Genomic DNA, 23,756 nt, shown 5'->3' with positions numbered 1-23,756 from the left:
AGCAGGGCCAGGCGCTGGGTAAAGCAGTCTATATTAATGATTCGTAACACAAATAACAGGAAGTCATGCTGTCCTTTCGCTATTATCCCTAGCGCTTTTTCTGCACTGGGCCACATATGTCAGCCGTTGATCTGGGCACTGCCCCGCTATCTCGCCTTTTCTGGCGTTACGTTACGCCGACTGTGGCCGCCATGCTGGTCACCGGCATCTATGTCACCATAGACGGCATCTTCGTCGGTCATATTCTGGGTCAGGACGGGCTGGCCGGTCTGATGCTCGCTTACCCGATTTGTGCCGTGCTCTATGCAGTCGGCGCCCTGATAGGCATGGGCGCATCGGCCCTGGTCTCCTTTCATCTGGGACGCGGCGAGCAGCAGAAGGCCCGCCATATTGTCGGCAATGCACTGGTGATGGTGCTGCTGGCCGCGGTGCTGCTTGCCTACGTCGGGATCCGTCATGGCGACACCATGCTGGCCTGGATGGGGGCCGAAGGAGAGATTTTCAGCGCCGGTCTGGCCTATCTGCACTGGTATGCCTGGCTCGGCGGTTTTGCCATTCTCTCCATGGCCTTTACCGCCCTGCTGCGCAATGACGGGCGCCCGGGGCTCACTACCTGGATCCTGGTCGGCGGCGGCCTGCTCAATGTGCTGCTTGACTATCTGCTGATGGCTGTTATTCCGTGGGGACTGGCAGGTGCCGCCATCGCAACCATGCTCTCCCAGGCGGTGACCGGCGGGCTCTGTCTGTGGCACTTCTTTACCCTGCGCAGCAAGCTGCGGATTGGTTGGGATACCCTGATGCCAAACTGGCGGCTGATGGGGGAGACGCTGCGTCTCGGAGTGTCGAGCTTTCTGATGTACCTGTACCTCTCGGTGGTGCTGGCACTACACAACAAGGCACTGCTGGCCGTAGGCACCTCCCTGCATGTGGCTGCCTACGGGGTGATCAGTTATACCGAGGCGTTCTTCTATCTTATCTTTGAGGGGATCGCCATGGGCATTCAGCCTATCGCCAGCTTCAATGCGGGAGCAGGCAACTGGCTGCGGGTGTTGCGGGTACGCAATCTGGCACTGACCGTGACGGTGGCCATCGCGCTGTGCGGTATGGTACCGCTCTACCTCTGGCCGGAGGCGGCTGTTTATCTGTTTGCCGGCGACAACGCGGCTCTCTTGCCGGTGGCGAGCCTCGGGATCTGGCTCTACTTCTGGGGGCTGCCGATGGAGGGCTTGCTGCTGGTGGGGGCCACCTATTTCCAGGCCATCAATCGGGCCCGCATCGCCTCCCTGCTCACCGGTGGCAAGCTGGTGCTGATCGGCGGTTTCTTGTGGGGATTCTCGACCCTGTGGGGCGTGCCCGGGGTATGGCTGGCATTGCCTAGCTGCAGCTTGTTGCTGGTGCTGGTGATGTGGCGGGCAATGCATCGGGAATCCGGTGCTCACACGCAGGCCGGATAGGCAATCAGGTACGACGTGCAGATAGTAGAGAGGCAGCCATGGGTTGCCTCTCTTGTAATCAGGTCAAGGCTTGAAGGCGCCGATAAAGATGGCGGGATCGACCCGGGTGTCGTTGAGGCTGACGTTCCAGTGCATATGGGGGCCGGTTGCGCGGCCGGTCGAGCCGACTCGCCCGACGATGCCGCCACGCGGCAGGCTCTGGCCGAGCTTCACATCGATCTTCGACATGTGGCAGAACATGCTGATGAGCCCCTGACCGTGGTCGACAAAGACGGTATTGCCATTGAAGAAGTAGTTGCCGATCAGGATCACCTTGCCTGCGGCGGGGGACTTGATCGGGGTGCCGGCGCCCACGGCGAAGTCGAGGCCGGAGTGGAGGTTGCGCTCCTCGCCATTGAAGAAGCGACGCAGGCCAAACGGGCTGGAGAGGGGGCCGTTGACCGGCTTGTCGAACAGCAGGTTGCTCGGCTGGTTGGGGCTGAAGGTCTGGTAAGCCCGGGTCTGCTCCGCCAGCTCGCGGTTGATACGGGTCATATCCTCGGCAAGCGGATTGACCTGACGGCTGTTTTTGAGCTTGATATGCTGCTCGCGGTAGTGCTTGGGGGTGACGGTGAAGCCGAGAGTGCGGCCATCACCAGTGGTCAGTTGCTGGGCCCCAAGCGGGTTTTTGAGAGAGATGCCGACGATGGCGATCCACTGGTTATCTTCGCGCACCACCAGCACGGGGTTATCGTGATAGCGGGCCGTGGGGGCAGTGGGTGACGCGCCAAGAGGAATCACCGCAACGCCACCCGGCACCGGATGGTTGAGCAGGCGACTGATAAAACCCTCGGCCAGGGCTGACTGGCTGGCCAGTAACAACAGACAACACACAACTCTCATGACGATACCACTCGATGTTAAAGCGCCCGGGATGGCGGGATGACAACCCCCTGTCCGGTATTCATCGATCACTAAAGGGTGATCACGACACGTAGGCCACGACAGGCGCGGCTGGGGAAGGGGGCAGATTGTGCCTCGTTATGGTCGGGGCAGCCAGTGGCGGGGCGTGGCTGATGCCCCTTTTGTGCATCGCTGCGTCAGGTTTTATGTCGTGCTCGGGTTGCTTCGCCATTGAGTCGCCCCCGCCCTGGCTCTAGAATCGGCTTCCGGCACTGATGCCACCGACACTCCGAGGAGACGATATGAACGGATTACCCCCTTTGCGTACCACACCGGCCCGGTACACAACAGGTCGTGGCTGGCTTTGGGTTCGCAGCGGGTTCGATATCTTCAACAAGGGGATGGGGATCAGCGTGGCCATGGTGCTGGTCTGGTTTCTGGTGGGGATGCTGCTGGAACAACTGCCGGCGGGTGGCTTCATCTCCCAACTGCTTTACATGGTGTGGGGTGCGGGTTGGGTGGCGGTCGCCGCACGGGGCTATCGGGGCGAGCAGCTGCAGTTTGCCGATCTCTTCGCCGGTTTTCGCCACAAGCTGACCCCGCTGATGCTCGGTGGTCTACTGGTGTTGCTGCTGTTCAGCCTGGTTGGACTCGTCTGTCTCGGTCTGCTCTCCGTGTGGGGGCTGCTCCCGCTGCTGACGCAGGCTCCCGAGAGCATGGTGGTCTCTGCGAGCCAGTTGCAGCAACTGCTGCTGGTATTGCTAGTGGGGATGTTGCTCATTGTTCCCGTGCTGATGGGGGTCACCTTTGCCCCGGCGCTCATCTATTTCCACGATATCGGCATCATCCAGGCGGTGCGTCTGAGCTTCTTCGGCTGCTGGCGCAATATGTGGCCCTTCTTCTGGTGGGGACTGCTCTCAGCTATGTTGTTGCTGTTTGGCGCTATGTTGTTGCTGGTAGGTCTGCTGGTGGTGATCCCGGCGCTCAACTACTCCATCTATGTGGCTTATCGGGATATTTTCCTCGACGAGAGTGCGCAGCCGGAAGCGCCGCACTCAGAACCATTCGGATTTGAAGCCTGATCAAGGGATCAGAATGAAGAAGGGGCCTGCAGCGGCCCCTTCGTTATGTTCGTGCTGCTTGGGTGTGAGGAGTGCTTACTCCTGCCAGATGGGATCAGCCGCCATGCGGGCCAGCAGAAAATCGAGGAAGCTGCGCAGCAGCGGCGACATCTGTTTACGGGTGGCATACACCCCGTAGACCCCGAGGCGCTTGGGCTGCCAGGCGGTCAGCAGGGGGACCAGTTCTCCTCGCTCCAGATAGGGTTGGGCCGAGTAGCGGGGCTGCAGGCTGATCCCGGCGCCTTCCAGCGTTGCTTCCAGCAGCAGGTTGGAGATGTTGGCGCTCAGGTTACCGCTGACCGGCACTGACTCGGGGCCATCCGGTCCATTGAACTCCCACAGGCTCTTGCCGAAGTAGGTGTAGGTGAGGCAGTTGTGCAGCGCCAAATCCTGCACCTTGTGTGGCATCGGATGACGGGCCAGATAGGCCGGGCTGGCACAGACCACCGAGTGGCAGGTGCCGAGACGGCGTGCCACCAGATTGGGGTCGAGGTCGTTGGTGATGCGCACTGCCAGATCGATCCGCTCCTCTACCAGATTGACGGTTCTGTCGAGCAGCAGGATGTCGATGGCCGTCCCAGGGTATTGCGCCAGATAGTCGTTGGCAGCACCGACCAGCAGCGCTTCTGACAGAGAGTAGCTGCTGGTGATCCGCAGTTGTCCCTTGGGGGCGTCATCCCCCTTCACGGCGATCTGCTCCATCTCTTCGCCGAGCGCCAGCATGGCGCGGGCCCGGTTCAGTGCCTCCTCTCCCGGCCCGGTCAGGCTCAGACGACGGGTGGTGCGGTGCAGCAGGCGGGCGCCCATCCAGCTCTCCAGCTCGGCAAGATAGCGCGACACCATGGCGCGCGACATATCCAGCTTCTCTCCTGCGCCGCTCAGGCTCCCTTGTTCGACTACGCTGACGAAGACCTGCAATGCGGTCAGTCGATCCATGTATGGCTCTCTATATGTTCGATATGTGCAACAGTGATGCGCTTTTTATGCTGTATTTGCACCTTATGCGATCTAATACACTGTGTCCATCAAATGACCCCCCGAATACTTAATGAGGAATAGATGATGAACAACACCCTGATCCGCAACCTGACTCTGGCTACCACCCTGCTGAGTGGCGCCGCACTGGCCGCCCCTCTGAGCGTGACCGTCTACAACCCTGGCGAGAAGGCGATCTTCCCGGTCTCCTCCTCACTGGTGACCGGTGACAAAGAGGCCATCCTGATCGATGCCCAGTTCGACGTGCAAAGTGGTCAGGCGCTGGTCGACATGATCAAGAAGAGCGGCAAGAAGCTGACCACTGTGTATATCAGTGCCGGTGACCCCGACTTCTACTTCGGTCTGGAGCCCGTCATGGCTGCGTTCCCGGATGTCAAAGTGCTGGCTGACCAGCATGTGGTTGACCATATCAACCAGACCAAGGATGCCAAGCTGAGTTACTGGAGCCCGATCCTCGGCAAGGGCGCACCGAAGAGCCTGACCGTGCCGCAAGTGATGACTGCCAGCCACCTGACATTGGATGGCGAGAAGATTGAGATCAAAGAGATGAATACCCCGAATGCCTACCTCTGGGCCCCTTCCATCAAGACTGCTTTTGGTGGTGTGCCGGTTTATCACGGGGTGCATGTCTGGATGGCAGACAGCCAGACCAAAGCAGCCCGCAGCAACTGGGTCAAGGCGCTGGACAACCTGCTGGCCCTGAAACCCGAGCGCGTGGTTCCGGGCCACTTCCTGGGGACTGCTCCCAAAGGCACTGCGGCTGTGACCTTTACCCGTGACTATGTAGAGCGTTTCGAGCAGGAGCTGGCCAAGGCAAAAAATTCCGGCGAGCTGATCGAGGCTCTGAAGAAGGCCTACCCGGCGCTGCCGGTTGACGATGGTCTGGCCATCGGTGCCAAGGTCAATACCGGCGAGATGAAGTGGTAAGCCACTGAGCCTGCTTTCCCTGTGTTTTTTTACCGGGCCTCAGGGCCCGGTTTTTTATCCAAGATTGAAGTGAGAATGAAGATGAGCGAACAACAAACTACCCTCCATTATGTCTATGACCCGCTCTGTGGCTGGTGCTACGGTGCCGCGCCCCTGTTGCAGGCGGCAGCCACCCTTGACGGGCTCAAGATCGAGCTGCATGCGGGTGGCCTCTGGCTGGGCAGCCGCCGTCAGCCGATGGGCGAGGCATTGCGTGATTATGTGCGCCCCCATGATCAGCGGATCGAAGCGCTGACCGGCCAGCATTTTGGCGAGCGCTATTTCAACGAACTGCTGTTGCGGGAAGGGGCTCTGCTGGACTCCGAGCCGCCGATCCGCGCGATCTTGGCTGTCACGGCATTGGGGGGCGATGGGTTGGCCATGTTGCACCGGATCCAGCAATCCCACTATCGAGACGGGATCTGGACTGGCGAGCTGGCGTTTCTTGCCACTCTGGCGGTAGAGCAGGGGATTGCAGCCGAGGCATTCCAGCAAGCTTATCTGCAGGCCCCCTTGCTGCAACATCTGGCAGATAGCCAGGGCTGGATGAAGCGGCTGGGGGGTCAGGGTTATCCCACCCTTGGGCTGATGCACAAGGGGCGGGTCACGCCTGTACGGGTTGCCGATTTTCTGGGGGAGCCGGATGCTCTGCGCACGCATCTGCTGGCGCTAATCACATGATGGCTGTTATTTGAACACTGGTTCGCTTCAGGAAAGGAGTCCAGGGCCGATAGGCAAACAAGCACAGAAACGGTATGAAATCCTTCTACTTTCTGGGTGCAGGCTATGCTCTATATGACCATTCCCGGTGGATGTTGCGGGAGTGAAGACTCATTTCAAGGAAGCCCTTATATGTTCAAAAACATGTCCATCGGCCAGAAACTGAGTGCCGGATTTGCCATCCTGGCCTTGTTGGTACTGGGCTTGGCCTGGTTTTCAATCAGCCAGCTGGCAAAGCTCTATGGTGATACCGAAACCATAACAGGTAATTTGCTGCCTTCTACTCGTCTGGCGAGCCAGATGCATGTCGCCGTGCTGGATGCGCGTCGTTCAGAGTTGGCCCAGGTCATCGGTGGCCTGAACAAAGATGAGCAAGAGGTAAGCGATCGCACCCTGACCTTCAATAAGGCTAAGCAGGAATTTGAGCAAGCAGCCCAAAAATATGGTGCTTTACCTTTCACTACTGGTGAAGAGAAGCAGGTTTATGAGCAGGTGGTTGCGGCGGGGGCCAAGTATTTTTCGGTGCATGACCAGCTGCTAAATGCCTTTGCTGCTGGCGATCTGGATAAAGTCAGAAGTCTGCGCAAAAACGAGACTCGTGCCGCATTGGAAGAGGTTGGTGCCAAGTCTTATCGTTTGCGGGAGATCAATAACGAGATTGCCGATGAGATGGTGAAAGACATTGCGGCCATGTATAGCAATGCCAGAACCATGAGCATTATTGTCAGCCTGGTGACGCTGGGTTTTGTGGTGGTGATTGCCTGGCTGTTGACCGCCCAGATCCGCAATCCGGTGATGGCCCTTCTGGAGCAGACCCGCCGTGTCTCCTCCGGCGATCTTACATCCCGCATCGATATGCAGCAGTTCAACAATGATGAACTGGGCACCCTTGCCAAAGGGTTTGGCGAGATGCAGACCAATTTGCGCACCCTGGTCAGTGAAGTGTCGGGCTCAGTGGTGCAACTGAGTTCGGCCACCGAAGAGATGAGCTCGGTAGCAAGGCAGTCAGCGGCCAACATGAGTGCCCAGCAGCATGAACTTAATCAGCTGGCAACCGCGATGAACGAGATGCAGGCCACGGTGCAGGAGGTTTCTCGCAACACCAGCGATGCCGCCAGTGCCGCCACCTCGGCCAGCGAAACCGCAGAGATTGGTGCCAAGACTGTTAATGACTCTATTTTGCGCATCGAGCGGGTGGCAGGGGCCATCGAGAGCACTGCAGTGGTGATCCGGCAACTGGGCGATGATAGCCGCAATATCGGCATGGTGCTGGAGGTGATCCGCGGCATTGCCGAACAGACCAACCTACTGGCATTGAACGCGGCCATTGAAGCGGCCCGTGCCGGTGAGCAGGGACGGGGGTTTGCGGTGGTGGCTGATGAGGTGCGTACGCTGGCCAAGCGCACTCAGGACTCCACCTCCCAGATCAATACCATCATTGCCGAGTTGCAGCAGCGTGCCGAACAGGCGGGCAGTACCATGCAACAGAGTCAGGAGCTGATGAACACCACTGTAGCTACCGCTCGGGAGGCGGGAGAGTCCATTTCCCAGATCAGTGGCTCGGTCAGCAGCATCTCCCACATGAATATCCAGATTGCGACAGCCACCGAAGAGCAGGGGGCGGTGAGTGAGGAGCTCAACCGCAACGTGGTCAATATCAGCCACGCCTCCGAAGAGGTGGCGGCCGGTGCCACCCAGATGGCTCAAGCTTGCAACGAGTTGAACCATTTGGCCAGCCAGTTGCAGGATATGGTGCGCCGTTTCAGGGTGTAATCCCTTGTCGAGTCAAACAGCCCGATTGCCGCGAGGTGATCGGGCTTTGTTATTTCCGAGGGCCAGAGCGAGCCGATGACTTGTTCCGCTGGGTGATATTGTGCATGCTGATGGCCCATTTTCCAGGCAGGACTCTTGCTGTATGAATCTTCGCGATCTCGAATATCTGGTGGCGCTGGATGAGGAAAAACATTTTCGCAAAGCCGCCGAACGCTGCTTTGTCAGTCAACCTACCCTGAGTGGTCAGCTGCGCAAGCTGGAGGATGAACTCGGTGTCATTCTGATCGAACGTACCTCGCGCAAGGTGCTGTTTACCCCTGCTGGCGATGCCATGGCTCATCAGGCGCGTCGGGTGCTCAAGGAGGTGCGTGAGCTCAAGAGCATCGGCCAGCATTTTTCCGAGCCGATGTCCGGGGAGATCCATATCGGCTTTATTCCGACTGTGGGCCCTTATCTGTTGCCCCGCATTATCCAGGCCCTGCGTGAGCGTTTCCCCCAGCTGGAGTTCTACCTCTATGAGGAGCAAACCCAGACCCTGCTCAAGCGGCTGGAAGAGGGGGAGCTGGATTGCGTCATTCTGGCCGAGATGCCGGGGATGGAGGGGTTTGGTTCAATCCAGCTCTACCACGAGCCGATGTGGTTGGCGGTGCCTTGCCATCACCCCGAAGCACAGGCCAGACAGGTGCCGCTCGGCAATCTCAGGGGCAAGAAATTGCTGATGCTGGCCGATGGCCACTGTTTGCGGGATCAGGCGATGGGATTCTGTTTTGCTGGTGGGATAGGTGAAGATCCGCGCTTCAAGGGTACCAGTCTCGAGACCCTGCGCAACATGGTAGCTGCCGGTAGCGGCATGACTCTGGTACCAAAGCTGGCCGTACCTGCCGATCATGATGAGGGAGGAGTCAGTTATCGACCCGTGGTCGACCCGGTGCCAGGGCGGACTATCTCGCTGCTCTATCGCCACTACTCGGTGCGTCGCCCTTGTTTCAACGAGTTGGCGGCCACGATCGCTACATTGATGCGCAAGCAGTTGGCCCAATAAAAAACCGGCAGCCAAGGCTGCCGGTTCTGCTTCTGCCGCAAGAGCGACCTAGAAGATATCGTCGGTAGAGACAGGCCCTTCCATATCGGGGTTGTCGCCGCCGTAGACCTGATTGCCGTCCGAGCTGGGCGCAGCGTAACGGGTCGGCTCAGTACCTTCCTTGAAGTATTCGTCGGTGCCACCACTGGTCGCCAGCAGGCCTGTTTCGCTGTCAATCTTCACCGTCATGATCCCCTCGGGAACCGGCATCTTGTGCTCCGGTAGCTTTTTGAGAGCGACTTTCATGAAGTCGATCCAGATAGGCTGTGCGGCGCCACCACCAAATTCGGCACGACCAAGGCCACGTTGGTGGTTGTCAAAACCGATCCAGGAAGTAGCGACTATGTCCGGGGTGTAGCCGGAGAACCAGGCATCCCGCGATTCGTTGGTGGTACCGGTTTTACCGGAGATGTCGTGACGCTTCAGGTCGCGGGCTGCACGCCAGCCGGTACCACGCCAGCCGTTGCCACCCCAGATGGCTGTGCTCAGGGTGTCGGTGATCAGAAATGCGCTCTGGGCACTTATGGTATGCGGGGCTATGAGCGGTGCGAGAGGAGTCTGAGAGCCATCTTGTGCTGTGCCATCAACAGTTGGCTGTGACTGTGTGCTCTGTTCGGACGCCGTCTGCTGTTCGCAATTGCTGCAGGCGATGGCGGGATTGGCCTGATAGAGGGTGTTCTCCAGGCTGTCGGTCACTTTGTCGATGAAATATGGTGTCACCAGGAAGCCACCGTTGGCCAGTACCGAGTAACCACGTACCACCTCGAGGGGGGTGAATTCGGCAGCGCCCAGTGCCAGCGACTCATGGGGAGAGATGAAGTCGCGAGGGAAGCCAAAGCGGGTCAGACCATCTATATAGGTATCCAGACCGATGGCGCGCATCAGTCGAACCGACATCACGTTCTTGGACTTGGCCAGACCCAGACGCAGCGGGGTGGGACCATCATAAACGGCCGGGGAGTTCTTGGGCTGCCACATGGGCCCTTTTGACGGATCCCACTGGTTGATCGGCGCATCGTTGATGAGCGACGCCAAGGTATAGCCGTGCTCCAGCGCGGTCGCATAAAGGAAAGGCTTGATATTGGAACCAATCTGGCGACGAGCTTGATCGACCCGGTTGAATTTGGAGAGCTCAAAGCTGAACCCCCCGACCAGTGCTTCCAGTGCCCCATTTTTCGGGTTCATGGCAACCAGCGCGGCGTTGACGTCCGGGATTTGGGACAGCAGCAACTCTTCGCCCTCTTCCCGCACCCAGATCTGGGCGCCGACTTTCAGTACATCGCGCGCCGATTTCGGGGCATAGCTCTGACGGTCGTCGGTAATAAAGGAGCGGGCCCATTTAATGCCGTTCCAGCCGAGCTCTGCTTCCTTGCCATTTTTCAGTACCAGCGTTGCGCTCCGGTCACCGAGCTTGGTAACTACGGCCGCCATCAGCGGATCATAAGTGGGCTGCTTGCCAAGGTGGGCCACGATCTGCTCGTAATCCCAGGCTGACTCACCAGCCTTCCACAACTGAGCCGTCGGGCCACGATAGCCGTGACGCATATCGTAGGCAAAGACGCCATCCAGCAGCGCCTGTCTGGCCGCCCGCTGGCGTTCGGCAGAGACGGTTGTGTAGACGTGCAGGCCCATGGTGTAGGCATCTTCACCGAACTGCTCGACCATCTTCTGGCGAACCATTTCCCCCAGATAGGGGGCGTGCAGGGTCACTTCGGCGCCGTGAAAACGGGCCTTGATCGGCATTTTGGAGGCTTCGTCAAATTGGGCCTGGGTGATCTTGCCGGTCTCCAGCATCCGGCCCAGCACAACGTTGCGGCGAGCAAAGGCGCGTTCGGGGGAGCGGATGGGGTTGAGCATGGAGGGGGCTTTGGGCAGACCGGCAATGATGGCGATCTCGTCCAGCCCCAGATCCTTGACCTCTTTACCAAAATAAACCTGAGCCGCAGCACCGATCCCGAAGGAGCGATAACCGAGAGGAATCTTGTTGAGGTACAGTTCGAGGATCTCGTCTTTTGAGAGATTCTGCTCGATCCGCCAGGCCAGGAAGACCTCCTTGATCTTGCGGATGATGGTTTTCTCATTGCTCAGGAAGAAGTTGCGGGCAACCTGCTGGGTAATGGTGCTGGCACCCTGACGGGCATGACCTGATACGGCCCAGACGGAGGCGGCGCGAATGATGCCGATGGGGTCAATGCCGGGGTGCTCGTAGAAGCGGGCATCTTCGGTTGCCAGTACGGCATCGATCATTGGTTGGGGGATTTCATCCAGGCGCAACGGAATGCGACGGATTTCGCCATATTGGGCGATCAACTCCCCATCTCGGCTGTAGACCCTCATCGGGGTTGCCAGTTTGACATCACGCAGTGCGGTGACATCGGGCAGTTGGGGTTTGATATAGAAGTAGATACCGATGAGGCTGGCAACACCCAGCACAGCACCCAGCATCATGACAATAAACAGGCGAACGAGCCATTTCAGCATGGAAGAACTACCAATCGTCTTAAATTTAGCCAACGGGCGCAGAGTATAGCCCTTTTGCCATCTGGAATTCGAGGTTTTCCTGTGGCAAGTCACCCATCGACAGGATGCGAGAGGTTAGCACTACGCTGAGCAATAACCAAGGTGCCGCCTTCATCTCAAGAAAGCGAGGTGGGTCACTTTTCGGTATAAACTTTATGACATTGATAGTTAGAGCATTTAGGATGGGTCAAGCTCTCATATGATAGAGTGTCCTACACTCAATTCAGGTATAAAACCCAATAACGCATGGATGTGTATATGTTTGGGCTATTTAATAAGGGATCCCTCCTCCCCCTGGCGGGCATTGATTTCGGTAGCCAGACCATCAAGGCCGTTACGCTCAGTGGCCGTCCCGGCAAGCTGCATATTGAATCTGTAGCCGAGGTTGTCACCCCGAAAGGAACACTGGTTGACTACCAGCTGCAGGATATCGAGCGGGTCAGCCCATCTTTGAAAAACCTCAAGCGTCTTATCTCTGGCCATAGCGATTATGCAGCGACTGCAGTGACTGGTTCCAACGTGATCACCAAGGTAATTCAGATTGATGCCCGTCTCGGTGACAAGGAGTTGGAGAGCCAGGTGCAGCTGGAGGCCGAGCAGATCATTCCCTTCCCCCTTGATGAAGTCAGTCTCGATTTTGAGGTGCTGGGCACCAATGCCAGTGAAGATCGTCAGGATGTTCTGCTGAGTGCCGCTCGAACAGAGAGTGTCAATGGTCGTGTCAGTGCCCTCGCTGAGGCAGGCATTGCCGTCAAGGTAGTAGATGTGGGGGCACATGCACTTGGACGAGCCGTAGTGGCCTGTTTGCCCGAGTTGCAGGAGAGTGAGCGACCGATCGGAGTGATCGACATTGGTGCCAGTGCCATGACTTTCGCCGCCTTGGTTAAGGGGGAGGTGATCTACTCTCGATTGCAGAATTTCGGCGGTGATCAATATAGCCAGGCCATCTCATCCTTTTATGGCATGACCCTTGATGAGGCTGAACAAGCCAAGACCAAAGGTACTTTACCTGTTGACCATGAGCTGGACGTGCTGATGCCACATATCAACTCGCTCCTACAACAGGTGCGGCGTAATATCCAGCTGTTTTGCAGCTCGTCAGGCTACCGCGATATTGCCAAGTTGGTGCTGACCGGGGGTGGTAGTTTACTACCTGGCTTGTTGGTGCAAATAAAAGAAGAAGCCAATTGCGAGGTACTTCATCCGGATTTGTTCACCCTGTTTGGAAAACCGAAAGGGAACGCAGACCTGGTACATGGAGCTAAATATATGACGGCATTCGGGTTGGCTCTGAGGAGTTTTACACCATGTCAAATATAAACCTTCTCCCTTGGCGCGAGGCCCGGGCTCAGCGTCAAAAGAAACAGTTCGGAGCCCTGCTTGGGCTTTTCGTGTTGGTCACTGTCGCACTGAGTCTCTTTGCCAACTGGCTGGTCGAGCGCCAGATTACCGCCCAGCAGCAGCGCAATCAGCGGTTGGTTCAGGAGATGACCATCCTCGATGCGCAATTAGGTGAGATTCGTTTGCTCAAGGAGCGTCGCAAAGAGCTGATCGATAGGATGCAGCTTATCGAACATCTGCAGATGCGGAGGAATGTGCCTGTTCGCCTCTTTAACCAGCTCCCCTCTCTGGTACCCAATGGGGTTTATCTTAATACCCTCTCATTGCAAAACAACATTATCGATGTCAATGGCAAGACAGAAGCTTATGGCCGAGTGGCCAGCATGATGCGTCGAATCGATGGCTCCGGTTGGTTGGGGCAGTCAAAAATCAGCACAATTTTTGCGTCAGAGGTCGCACCGGTATCGTTGAGCCAATTCTCGATGATGTTCCTGATTGCCAGTAACGCCGCGGCTGCCGGGGATATGGCCAAGGAGAGCAAATGAATCTTCAGCAACTCAACGAGCTTGATCTGAATGACATCGCGAGCTGGCCAAAATGGGCTAAAGCGGTCTTTATCCTGCTGTGCTGTGTATTGACTGGTGGTGCTATTTATTACTATGTGATAGCCAATTCATTGGGCAATCTGACTAACGAGAGTGCCAGAGAGACAGAGCTGAAAAGTCAGTTTGAAAGCAAGGCGATGCTGGCAGCTAACCTGGGAGCCTACAAGGCACAAATGATCCAGCTCGAGCAGTTGGTCGATACTCAGCTTAAACAACTCCCAAATACCCATGAGGTTGCCGGCTTGCTTGACGATATCAGCTTTATTGCCACCGATAATGGCTTGAAACTGAATCGCATCAACTGGGAACCAGAAGTCAAGCACGAATTTTCTACCGAACTGCCTATGAGGATCGAGGTAGTGGGTGATTATCATCAGATAGGCAAATTTACAGCAGATATGGCGGCCTTGCCTCGTATCGTTATTCTCGACTCCTTTACCTTGAGTCAGAGCAAGGATCCAGGAGACCTGATTTCTATGTCGATGCTTGCCAAAACATATAAGTACAATGGTAAAACAGTGGAGCAGAAACAATGAGACGCATCTGCTGCTTGTTACCTGCTCTCTTGCTGGCGGCGTGTGGTGGTCAGGAGGAGATGGATTCCTATATTGCCCAAATCAAGGCAAGACCTCCTGTGCCGATTGAACCGTTACCCCAGTTGAAGCCGTTTTCCCCCATGCACTATCAACAACGTGACCTGCGTAGCCCTTTCATGATGCCTCAACCAGAAGCAAGTGTCGGACGAGCGAATGCCTCCCAAGTGAAACCTGATTGCGCGCAGGTTATGATGGACAGAGAAAAAGAGGTGCTGGAAAACTACTCCCTCGCCAGCTTGTCAATGCATGGCTCTTTGGGCAAGGCCGGGCAGTTGTGGGCCCTGATCAGCACACCCGATGGAAAATCCATACGGGTCGGGCTCAACCAGTATATGGGGCTCGATCAGGGGCGAGTCATCAAGATTACTCCTACGGCTGTGGATTTGCTGGAAACCATTCCGGATGGAAAGGGGTGCTGGGTAACAAGAGAAACCCAGTTGGCGATGGCCAATATGCAAGAAAAACAATAATCAGGGACGAACAGCAATGAGAACAACCATAGACAGTCTAACAAAAGTGGCTTTGCTGTTTTGCGCCAGTGCCTTCAGCCAGGCGTGGGCAGTGGCAACCTTGCAAGAGATAAAAGTTAATCCATTGTTGGCAGATCAGTTGCAATTGGAGCTCAGCTTCAGCGAGCCTGTGAGTGGCTTTACCGATCGCCTCTCTTATCAACCTAATCAGCTTCTGCTGCATGTGCCTGGAGCCGTGGGGGCGCTCAAGGTAAATCCGCTGCCTATTCAGCGTCAGGGGGTAGACAATATTAAGGTGGAAGGGAAGGGGGCTGGCCTTGACATCAAAATTGCGCTCGATCAGCTGGCTCCCTATCAGGTTCAGCAGCAGGGTAACAAGTTGCTGGTTTCCCTGGGGGATGGGACCTCATCTGCCCTGAATAATGGTGATAGTGCTCTGATTGCTCCTGCTGTAACAGCGTCCTCTGCAATGCTGGCCACACCAGCACCCTCGGCACTACTCAATTCTCAGGTAGTTGCCAAGTCACTACCTGTGACACCTGTCAGCTCCCCTGTTGCTACTCCTACCGCCAGTAAACCATTGCTCAGCAACTATCAGAACGGTGGGAGTGGAGCCTATTTCAACTCGGTGACTGGGGTGGATTTTCGTCGTGGCAAGGATGGCCAGGGGGAGTTTCTGGTCACGCTGGACAACAGCTCGGCTGCCGTCGATGTGAGCAGCCGCGGCCAGACCGTACTAGCCAAGTTTCATGGCACTAGGGTGCCCGATGGTTTGCTTAATCTGATCAACGTGCAGGATTTTGCAACGCCGGTCTCTCAGGTTGAGGTGTCTCGACAAGGCAGTGACACTCTATTTGAACTGTCGGTTAATGGTCAATTTGATTACCGTTACGATCAGGCCGATAAACTTTTCATTATCGAGGTGAAAAAACGTCAGGCGGCATCGGCGTCCTCAAGGCAGTACCAAGGAAAGCCTATCTCATTGAACTTCCAGGATATTCCAGTCCGTACTGTGCTGCAGCTTATCGCAGATTTCAACAACCTCAATCTGGTGACCACCGACTCTGTAGCCGGCAATCTGACATTACGACTGGATGGTGTGCCCTGGGAGCAGGCGCTCGACATCATTTTGAAAGTACGTGGTCTGGATAAGCGGCTTGATAACAACATCCTGCTGGTTGCTCCGGCTGAAGAGATTGCGGCACGGGAGAAACAGCAGTTAGAGAGCCGTAATCAGGTGGCCGATTTGGCCCAGTTATATACCGAATACTTGCAGATTAACTATGCGAAAGCATCCGAAGTAGCTGCTCTGCTCTCATCCGAGAGTACCAAGTTGCTGTCGCCACGTGGCGCGGTGAGTGTGGATGAGCGCACCAACGTGTTGGTGGTCAAAGATACGGCTGAAGTGATCAGCAGCATCAAGCGGATGCTCGATATTCTGGATATTCCGGTCAAGCAGGTCGTCATTGAAGCACGCATGGTGACTATCGACGACGGTTTTGATGAGGCGCTTGGCGTGCGTTGGGGGGTGACCAAGAATGATGGACATGGTAATAGCACGTCCGGCTCTATTGAGGGGAATGATGGCTCAGGTAATAACAACGGCGGTTCGGCTATCAATCCCCGGCCATCAGCTGACGATCGGTTGAACGTCAACCTGCCGGTGACCAATGCTGCTGGTACTTTGGCATTCCAGGTTGCCCGTCTGGCTGATGGCACCTTGCTGGATCTCGAGTTGTCGGCGCTGGAAAAAGAGAGCAAGGCAGAGATTATCGCCAGTCCGAGGGTGACCACGGCTAATCAGAAACCGGCATTGATTGAACAGGGTACCGAGATCCCCTATGTGGAGTCCTCTTCCAGTGGTGCAACCTCGGTCACCTTCAAGAAGGCTGTGCTGAGCCTGAAGGTTACACCGCAGATCACCCCTGACAATCGTGTGATTCTCGACCTGACCGTCACCCAGGATACCAAGGGCGAAACCGTACCGACCGGTACCGGTGATGCGGTTTCCATCAATGCTCAGTCCATCACGACACAGGTGCTGGTGAACAATGGTGAGACTCTGGTACTCGGCGGCATCTATCAGCAGACTATCAAAAGTGATGTGACCAAGGTGCCTTTGCTGGGCGATATACCCGGATTGGGGGCCCTGTTTCGCAAGACCACCAGCGAGAACAAAAAGCGGGAATTGCTGATTTTCGTGACCCCCAAGATAGTCACCGACGCCTTCTGAAGGCTTTACATGTGAAGGTAAAACACATATAACCTTACGCCCCAATGAGGTTGGGGCGTAAGGGCTGCGGTTGCCAGTCCCGATATCTATTGAGATAATCCCCCTCCTGATCCATCGCAAGATAAGGTTCATAGGTACCCCGATCCAGTATTCATCGGGGTCGTACAGTTTGTAATTACTAACGAAAAAACATGGCTGAGAAACGCAATATTTTCCTGATAGGTCCCATGGGTGCGGGCAAGAGCACCATAGGTAGACATCTGGCAGAACAACTGCATATGGAGTTTTTCGACTCAGATCATGAGATTGAGCGCCGCAGTGGTGCCGATATCGGCTGGGTGTTTGATGTTGAAGGCGAAGAGGGTTTCCGTATTCGCGAAGAGAAGGTGATCAGCGAATTGTCTGAGCAGCAGGGTATCGTGCTGGCAACCGGTGGTGGTGCCATCAAGAGCCGGGAAACCCGCAACAAGTTGTCTGCTCGTGGCATCGTGGTCTACCTCGAAACCACCATTGAAAAGCAGTTGGCGCGCACACAGCGAGACAAACGCCGTCCTCTGCTACAGACCGAAGAGCCGCCGCGTGAGGTGCTTGAGCGTTTGGCACAAGAGCGCAACGCCCTTTATGAAGAAGTGGCTGACTTTGTTATCCAGACAGATGATCAAAGCGCAAAGATCGTTGCCAATCAGATTGTGAAGCTGATCGGTATGTAATCAAGAGGACGTCCATGGAACGGTTGAAGGTTGAACTGGGTGAGCGCAGCTATGCTATCGAGATAGCTGCCGGGTTGTTGCAGCGCCCCGAGGCGCTGGGATCGACCATCAAAGGCAGGCGGGTGGTGATAGTGACCAACACGGTCGTTGCCCCGCTCTATCTTGAACGGGTAATGGCACTGCTGTCCGGTTTTCAGGTTGAATCCCTGATCCTGCCTGACGGTGAGGCATACAAGAACCTGGCGACCTTTGAGCGGATCATGTCTGCTCTGCTTGAAACCAACCATGGGCGTGATACCACCCTCATCGCTCTGGGGGGCGGTGTGATCGGGGATGTGGTGGGCTTTGCGGCAGCAAGCTATCAACGTGGCATTCCTTTTATCCAGATCCCGACCACCCTGCTCTCCCAGGTTGACTCCTCTGTCGGCGGTAAAACCGCTGTCAACCACCCCCTCGGCAAGAACATGATTGGGGCTTTTTATCAGCCCAAACAAGTTGTTATCGATACCGAATGTCTGAGTACCTTGCCAGCCCGCGAATTTGCCGCGGGGATGGCCGAGGTGATCAAGTACGGCATCATTTGGGATGCTGATTTCTTCAGCTGGCTGGAGCAGAACATGGTGCGTCTGCAACAGCTGGAATCTGCCGCGCTGGTCTACGCCATCAAACGTTGCTGCGAGATCAAAGCCGATGTGGTCGGTCAGGATGAGACCGAGCACGGCGTCCGTGCGCTGCTCAATCTGGGTCACACCTTTGGTCATGCTATCGAGGCCGAGCAGGGGTATGGCAACTGGCTGCACGGTGAAGCAGTATCCGCCGGCACCATGCTGGCAGCCTGGACTGCGCAGGCCCGTGGCGATATGAGCGAAGAGGACGTCGCGCGAGTGCGCGCTCTGCTGCTGGCCGCCAATTTGCCCATTCATGCGCCTGCCGAGATGGATTTCGCCGCCTTTATTCGCCATATGCGCCGTGACAAGAAGGTGCTGGAAGGCAAGCTGCGTCTGGTGTTGCCGGTTGGCATCGGCCATGCGCAGGTGGTGGGGGATGTGTCCGATGCCGAGTTGCTGGCGGTGATCGAGTCTGGTCGTGACGAATAAACTGCTAAAACTTCCTTCCCAGCGGCAGCTGGTTGACCGGCTGCTGCATCTGATTGAATTCAATCACCCTTTCATTTTTCTCTCCGGTAAACCCGGTTGTGGTCGCGGTACCCTGTGCGAATCCCTGCTCGGCGTGTTGCCGGAAAAAGTGCGGGTGGTAAGCCTGATTGGTACACCTGCCATGAAGATGGTGGATGTGCGCCAGCTGTTGCTGCCACAGGTGGTGGCGCGCCCGCTGTTCAATCCACAGGATGCACTGGCGGAGAGCTTCTTTCGCATGCTGGAGGGGAGCAAGCCAGCCACCCTGTTGCTGCTGATAGAGCGGGCCGACCAGTTGCCAGCCGAATTGCTGGGAGAGTTGTGGGCGATCATCCGTCATAACGATACCCTGGCGGCGCCCCATCAGCTGGCCATTATCGTCTCGGGCAGTGACGTCTGGTGTCGTACCCAACGGCCGCAGCTCAAAGGGCGTGCCATGCCAGCCCTTGAGCTGGAAGTGCCGCCACTGAGCCCGCCCGAGCAGCGCATCTTCTTGTATGAGAAAGCCAAAGAGCTCAAGATCCCGGCGACCCTCTTGCCCAAGCCGCAAGTGGAGGAGATCCTGAAAACGGCGAACGGACATCCGTCCACCATCATGCAGTTACTGGAGGATATCATGACCGACAGAAGGCCCAAGAAGCGTCAGGCGGAGTTGCCTGTCAAGAAGATTGCCACCGCCATCGCGCTGGTCGCTGGCGGCCTGCTGGCATTGAGTTACCTGCTGCCAGCGCTGTTTGACAATGAAAGCAAACCGGCACTGCAGGATCCTGCGCAGAACACGGCATTGCCGATCCCGGTAACGGGAGGCGATCCCCTCACCGCAGGCGGTTCGAATACCGATACCGCTTCACAAGGCGCGCAAAACAGCGATGCAGCCAGCAATCCCAACGGGGTAGTGAAGGATTGGCAGCCGGAGGCGAAAGTGCTGCCCAAATCGGTGGAGAGCGAAACTGTGACCACCGAATCAACCAATTACGAAGGGCGTCGGGTGGTGATCTCTGACGAGGTCGTGCAAAAGCTGATGACCGAACCCAAGGTGAGCGGCGCTCTGCCTACTGACGTGGTGGACGAGCTGACCGGCAAGAACCCGAGTGGTACAGCCCCCAGTGGTGCAATCGCAACCACAGCTCCGGCCAGTACCGCCAAGGCACAGAATCCTGTGACAACCGCAACGCCTGTGGCCACCACCAAAACCGCCAGCAACGAGCCGGTTGCCGCGCCAGCACCCAAGGTGGCCCTGACACCGGTCGCCACCTTGAACAAGAAGCCGCGCAACCACTACAGCGTTCAGCTGATGGGGGCTAGCAACACCAAGGCGGTGGATCAGTTTGTCGCCGAGCATGGTCTGGCGGGCAAGGTATGGGTCTATCAAACCAAATTCCGTGGCAGCCCCTGGTACGTTGTGCTGCAAGGGGATTATGCCGGTCTGACCCAGGCCAAGAGTGCCATTCGCAAGCTTCCGCCAGCCTTGCTGAAAGGCCAGCCCTGGCCCAAGTCGTTTGCACAGGTACAAAAAGAGCTGAAGCAATAGCCTTGATACCGGATAAGGGGGTAGAATCGTCCCCCTTTTTGGGTCTTGCCTTCTTACACACCGGATTTCCATGAAAAAAACACGCGCTTTTTTAAAATGGGCCGGGGGAAAATACTCCCTGGTTGAAGAGATTGCCGAGCGCCTGCCGGCCGGGCGTGTGTTGCTGGAGCCCTTCGTCGGGGCCGGGTCTGTGTTTCTCAACACCGACTACGACGCGTATGTGCTCAACGACATCAATCCGGATCTGATCTGCCTGTACAACCACCTCAAGCTGACGCCGGACAGTTTCATTGCCGAGGCACGCAAGCTGTTTGTGGCAGAGCACAACCACAAGGCGGCCTATTACCGGCTGCGTACCCAGTTCAATCAGACCGAGACCACCTTCGAGCGGGCACTCTTGTTCCTGTTTCTCAACCGTCACGGTTTCAACGGACTGTGCCGCTACAACAAGAAGGGCGGCTTCAATGTGCCGTTCGGCTCCTACAAGAAACCCTATTTCCCGGAAAAAGAGCTGTGGGCTTTTGCCGAAAAGGCGCAGAAGGCGACCTTTATCTGCGAGAGCTACGCCGATGCCATCAAGCGTGCCGAAGAGGATTGGGTTATCTATTGTGATCCACCCTATGCGCCGCTCTCCACTACGGCGAGCTTCACCACCTATGCCTCCGGCGGTTTTACCCTGGATGATCAGGCGATCCTGGCGCGACTGGCCCGCCACACCGCCGCTCACAAAGGGGTGCCGGTGCTGATCAGCAACCACGATATCGAGCTGACTCGTGAGCTTTATCGCGGTGCCCGCCTCGACGAAATCCTGGTCAAGCGCACCATCAGTCGCAACGGCGGCACCCGCAACAAGGTGGCCGAATTGTTGGCGCTCTATCCCCCAGGAATCGAACCGGAGCAGGGCTACTATCCCAGCGACAGCGAACTGCTGCCACTGACGTAATAGAACATGCGGCGCCCAGGGGCGCCGTTTTTTATGGGCAAGTCCGCGCCCGTGCCGATGCCGCAAAACCCGGGTGGCTGGGGGAGGGGAGGCGATTGCCCCATTTACCCCGCATTCGAGTCGTTTTCGCCCGCCTTTTACGTTAAAATTGCGCCGCTTTTTCTCCCTGGCTGCCAATGGATGATGCTGATGAAAGACTTTCTGATTGCCCCCTCGATCCTCTCTGCCGATTTTGCCCGTCTGGGTGACGATGTAGCCAAGGTACTGGCTGCCGGTGCCGACGTGGTTCACTTCGACGTGATGGACAACCACTATGTCCCCAACCTGACCATTGGCCCCATGGTCTGTCAGGCGCTGCGTGACTACGGTATCGAGGCCCCCATCGACGTGCACCTGATGGTCAAGCCGGTGGATCGCATCATTCCCGATTTTGCCAAGGCCGGTGCTTCCCTCATCACCTTCCATCCGGAAGCGTCCGATCACGTTGATCGCTCTTTGGGCCTCATCAAGGAGATGGGCTGCCAGGCGGGTCTGGTGCTGAATCCTGCTACCTCGCTCTCCTGCCTCGAATATGTGATGGACAAGCTGGACGTGATCCTGCTGATGTCGGTCAACCCGGGCTTCGGTGGTCAGAGCTTCATCCCCGGTACCCTCGACAAGCTGCGTCAGGTGCGTCGTCTGATCGACGAGAGCGGTCGCGATATCCGCCTCGAGATTGATGGCGGGGTGAAGGTCGACAACATTCGCGAGATCGCCGAAGCGGGCGCCGACATGTTTGTCGCCGGCTCTGCCATTTTCAGTCAGCCTGACTACAAAGCGGTGATCGACAAGATGCGTGCGGAGCTGGCTCATGTCACACGCTGAGCGCGCATTTGATTTGGTGCTGTTCGATCTGGACGGCACCCTGATCGACAGCGCCGCCCAGTTGGCGCTGGCAGTCAATCTGACTCTGGCAGACCTCGGTTTGGCGCAGGCCGATGAAGCGGTGATCCGTACCTGGGTCGGCAACGGTGCCGACAAGCTGATCCAGCGGGCGCTCGCCTATCGCGAGGCTGACCCCGAGCTGTTTGCCAAGGCCAGACCGATCTTTTTCCAGCACTACAACGCCTGCCTGCTGCAAGGGCTGGCGATGTATGAAGGGGTGGCACAGAGTCTGCGTCGCCTGCAAACCCTGGGTTACAAGCAGGCGATCGTCACCAACAAGCCGAGTGATTTCGTGGCACCCATCCTCGATGCCCTTGGCATCAGCGATTGTTTCGAACTTTGGCTTGGCGGCAACTGCGTGCCAGTCAAGAAGCCGAGCCCGGAGCCATTGCTGCACGCTTGCCAGGAGTTGGGGGTGAGCCCGGCTCGCACTCTAATGGTGGGCGACTCCGAAAATGACGTGCTGGCGGCCAAGGCGGCCGGCATGAAGGTGGTGGGCCTGACCTACGGTTACAACTATGGCCGCCCCATTGCCGACTCCCATCCAGACTGGGTATTCGAGCAGTTTGCCCAGCTCGATGCACTTTTGGTCTAATAGCGCAGCTGGGCTGGCTGAATAACAAGGATTAACACTCTCATGACTAAACCAATCGTATTGAGCGGAGCGCAACCCTCCGGTCAACTGACCATCGGCAACTACATGGGGGCCCTGCGTCAGTGGGTCAACATGCAGGATGAGTTCGACTGCCTCTACTGCATCGTCGACCTGCATGCCATCACCACTCGTCAGGACCCGGCAGCCCTGCGCAAAGCTTGTCTGGACGCGGCTGCCCTCTATCTAGCGGTCGGTATCGATCCCAAGAAGAGCACTGTCTTCATCCAGTCTCACGTGCCGCAGCACGCCGAGCTGGGCTGGATCCTCAATTGCTATACCCAGATGGGTGAGCTGTCGCGCATGACCCAGTTCAAGGACAAGTCAGCCCGTTTCGAGAACAACGTCAACGTCGGCCTGTTCGGTTATCCGGTGCTGATGGCCGCTGATATTCTGCTCTATCAGGCCAATCAGGTGCCGGTCGGCAACGACCAGAAGCAGCATCTGGAGCTGACCCGCGACATCTGCACCCGTTTCAACAACCTCTATGGTGACGTGTTCACCATGCCGGAACCCTTCATTCCGACCGAAGGGGCACGGGTGATGAGCCTGCAGGATCCGACCAAGAAGATGTCCAAGTCTGATGACAACGAGGCCAACTTCATCGGCCTGCTGGAAGATCCCAAGCAGATCGTCAAGAAGATCAAGCGTGCGGTGACCGACTCCGACGAGCCGGCGGTGGTGCGTTTCGACCCGGAAAACAAACCGGGTGTCTCCAACCTGCTGACCCTGATGTCCGGTGTGACCGGCCGCTCCATCCCCGAGTTGGAGCAGCACTTCGAAGGCAAGATGTATGGTCACCTCAAGACCGAGACCGCCGAAGCCGTGGTTGCGCTGCTGGAACCGATCCAGGCTCGTTTCCACGAGTTGCGTCAGGATGAGGCCCATCTGATTGCGATTCTTGCCGAAGGGGCACAAAAGGCGCGTGAAAGAGCTGAAAAAACCCTGACCAGCGTATATGATGTAGTCGGCTTCGTTCCTCGAGCCTGACATACTGGGAAGGTGTAGTAGAAGAGAGCTGGGTATTTGCCTGGCTTTCTTTATTTTCCCACGTTGTATTTTGTTTAATTCTTTATTTCAACCCGGGTTATATCCCCAAGAG

At 56.9% G+C, this 23,756-nt stretch carries 21 protein-coding genes; 18 read left to right on the top strand and 3 right to left on the bottom strand.

The window, feature by feature from the left end; translation table 11 throughout:
- The first annotated feature begins 116 nt into the window (after positions 1-116).
- On the top strand, positions 117-1,454 hold the full coding sequence (locus tag G5367_RS07105; protein ID WP_421244204.1) for an MATE family efflux transporter: 1,338 nt from the start codon (positions 117-119) through the stop codon (positions 1,452-1,454).
- Between the two features lie 63 nt (positions 1,455-1,517).
- Here the strand turns inward: G5367_RS07105 and G5367_RS07100 are convergent, their stop codons facing one another.
- On the bottom strand, positions 1,518-2,336 hold the full coding sequence (locus tag G5367_RS07100) for a peptidoglycan DD-metalloendopeptidase family protein (protein WP_421244205.1): 819 nt from the start codon (positions 2,334-2,336) through the stop codon (positions 1,518-1,520).
- Between the two features lie 302 nt (positions 2,337-2,638).
- On the opposite strand from G5367_RS07100, the gene G5367_RS07095 reads away from it, so the two are divergent.
- The gene (locus G5367_RS07095; protein ID WP_421244206.1) at positions 2,639-3,418 is read left to right on the top strand and encodes a BPSS1780 family membrane protein; all 780 of its coding nucleotides are present in this window, start codon (positions 2,639-2,641) and stop codon (positions 3,416-3,418) included.
- Positions 3,419-3,493: 75 nt separating this feature from the next.
- Here the strand turns inward: G5367_RS07095 and G5367_RS07090 are convergent, their stop codons facing one another.
- Complete coding sequence (locus tag G5367_RS07090) at positions 3,494-4,393, bottom strand: LysR family transcriptional regulator (protein ID WP_421244207.1); 900 nt, start codon at positions 4,391-4,393, stop codon at positions 3,494-3,496.
- Positions 4,394-4,519: 126 nt separating this feature from the next.
- Here G5367_RS07090 and G5367_RS07085 point away from each other — a divergent pair, with 126 nt between their 5' ends.
- The 4 genes from G5367_RS07085 to oxyR all read left to right on the top strand — a co-directional run bounded on the left by G5367_RS07085 (position 4,520) and on the right by oxyR (position 8,954).
- On the top strand, positions 4,520-5,380 hold the full coding sequence (locus G5367_RS07085) for a Vmh family MBL fold metallo-hydrolase (protein WP_421244242.1): 861 nt from the start codon (positions 4,520-4,522) through the stop codon (positions 5,378-5,380).
- Between the two features lie 75 nt (positions 5,381-5,455).
- Positions 5,456-6,100: a DsbA family protein gene (locus G5367_RS07080; RefSeq protein WP_421244208.1), complete on the top strand. Its 645-nt coding sequence runs from the start codon at positions 5,456-5,458 to the stop codon at positions 6,098-6,100.
- A gap of 171 nt (positions 6,101-6,271) precedes the next feature.
- Positions 6,272-7,912 (top strand): methyl-accepting chemotaxis protein, encoded by a 1,641-nt coding sequence (locus G5367_RS07075; RefSeq protein ID WP_337072439.1) that lies wholly within the window; start codon positions 6,272-6,274, stop codon positions 7,910-7,912.
- A 142-nt stretch (positions 7,913-8,054) separates the two neighbouring features.
- On the top strand, positions 8,055-8,954 hold the full coding sequence (oxyR, locus tag G5367_RS07070) for a DNA-binding transcriptional regulator OxyR (RefSeq protein ID WP_421244209.1): 900 nt from the start codon (positions 8,055-8,057) through the stop codon (positions 8,952-8,954).
- Between the two features lie 48 nt (positions 8,955-9,002).
- On the opposite strand, the gene G5367_RS07065 is transcribed toward oxyR, so the two are convergent.
- Positions 9,003-11,474 carry a penicillin-binding protein 1A gene (locus G5367_RS07065; RefSeq protein ID WP_005347929.1) on the bottom strand — a complete coding sequence of 824 codons (2,472 nt, stop codon included), beginning with the start codon at positions 11,472-11,474 and terminating at the stop codon, positions 9,003-9,005.
- Positions 11,475-11,771: 297 nt separating this feature from the next.
- On the opposite strand from G5367_RS07065, the gene tapM reads away from it, so the two are divergent.
- The 12 genes from tapM (at position 11,772) to trpS (ending at position 23,644) form a co-directional block, all read left to right on the top strand.
- Positions 11,772-12,833: a PilM family type IVa pilus assembly protein TapM gene (tapM, locus tag G5367_RS07060; RefSeq protein WP_421212294.1), complete on the top strand. Its 1,062-nt coding sequence runs from the start codon at positions 11,772-11,774 to the stop codon at positions 12,831-12,833.
- Positions 12,821-13,399 (top strand): PilN family type IV pilus biogenesis protein TapN, encoded by a 579-nt coding sequence (gene tapN, locus G5367_RS07055; protein WP_288728479.1) that lies wholly within the window; start codon positions 12,821-12,823, stop codon positions 13,397-13,399. Before tapM ends, tapN begins: the two co-directional genes overlap by 13 nt.
- Entirely contained in the window at positions 13,396-13,995 is a 600-nt protein-coding gene (gene tapO / locus G5367_RS07050; protein ID WP_005347920.1) for a PilO family type IV pilus biogenesis protein TapO, read from the top strand. The genes tapN and tapO overlap by 4 nt, the downstream gene beginning before the upstream one ends.
- Positions 13,992-14,525, top strand: coding sequence for a pilus assembly protein PilP (locus G5367_RS07045; RefSeq protein ID WP_288728481.1), 534 nt, complete (start codon positions 13,992-13,994; stop codon positions 14,523-14,525). The genes tapO and G5367_RS07045 overlap by 4 nt, the downstream gene beginning before the upstream one ends.
- Positions 14,526-14,541: 16 nt before the next feature.
- Positions 14,542-16,758 (top strand): type IV pilus secretin PilQ, encoded by a 2,217-nt coding sequence (locus tag G5367_RS07040; protein ID WP_005347911.1) that lies wholly within the window; start codon positions 14,542-14,544, stop codon positions 16,756-16,758.
- A 191-nt stretch (positions 16,759-16,949) separates the two neighbouring features.
- Positions 16,950-17,468 (top strand): shikimate kinase AroK, encoded by a 519-nt coding sequence (gene aroK, locus G5367_RS07035; RefSeq protein WP_005347909.1) that lies wholly within the window; start codon positions 16,950-16,952, stop codon positions 17,466-17,468.
- A gap of 14 nt (positions 17,469-17,482) precedes the next feature.
- Positions 17,483-18,565: a 3-dehydroquinate synthase gene (gene aroB / locus G5367_RS07030; protein WP_368225863.1), complete on the top strand. Its 1,083-nt coding sequence runs from the start codon at positions 17,483-17,485 to the stop codon at positions 18,563-18,565.
- Positions 18,555-20,135 carry an SPOR domain-containing protein gene (locus G5367_RS07025; protein ID WP_368225865.1) on the top strand — a complete coding sequence of 527 codons (1,581 nt, stop codon included), beginning with the start codon at positions 18,555-18,557 and terminating at the stop codon, positions 20,133-20,135. The genes aroB and G5367_RS07025 overlap by 11 nt, the downstream gene beginning before the upstream one ends.
- Positions 20,136-20,205: 70 nt before the next feature.
- On the top strand, positions 20,206-21,078 hold the full coding sequence (locus tag G5367_RS07020; protein ID WP_005335008.1) for a Dam family site-specific DNA-(adenine-N6)-methyltransferase: 873 nt from the start codon (positions 20,206-20,208) through the stop codon (positions 21,076-21,078).
- 189 nt (positions 21,079-21,267) lie between these two features.
- A complete protein-coding gene (rpe, locus tag G5367_RS07015; RefSeq protein WP_005335006.1) occupies positions 21,268-21,942 on the top strand; it encodes a ribulose-phosphate 3-epimerase in 675 nt (224 codons plus the stop codon).
- Positions 21,929-22,597: a phosphoglycolate phosphatase gene (locus tag G5367_RS07010; protein WP_216953063.1), complete on the top strand. Its 669-nt coding sequence runs from the start codon at positions 21,929-21,931 to the stop codon at positions 22,595-22,597. The genes rpe and G5367_RS07010 overlap by 14 nt, the downstream gene beginning before the upstream one ends.
- 42 nt (positions 22,598-22,639) lie before the next feature.
- Positions 22,640-23,644: a tryptophan--tRNA ligase gene (trpS, locus tag G5367_RS07005; protein ID WP_005334999.1), complete on the top strand. Its 1,005-nt coding sequence runs from the start codon at positions 22,640-22,642 to the stop codon at positions 23,642-23,644.
- Positions 23,645-23,756: the final 112 nt, after the last annotated feature.

The sequence above is a fragment of the Aeromonas sp. 604282 genome (assembly GCF_049170575.1).
In the GTDB taxonomy this organism is placed as follows: domain Bacteria; phylum Pseudomonadota; class Gammaproteobacteria; order Enterobacterales; family Aeromonadaceae; genus Aeromonas; species Aeromonas veronii_A.
The sequence above is the reverse complement of the archived record's forward strand: the minus strand, read 5'-3'. Positions and strand labels throughout refer to the sequence as shown.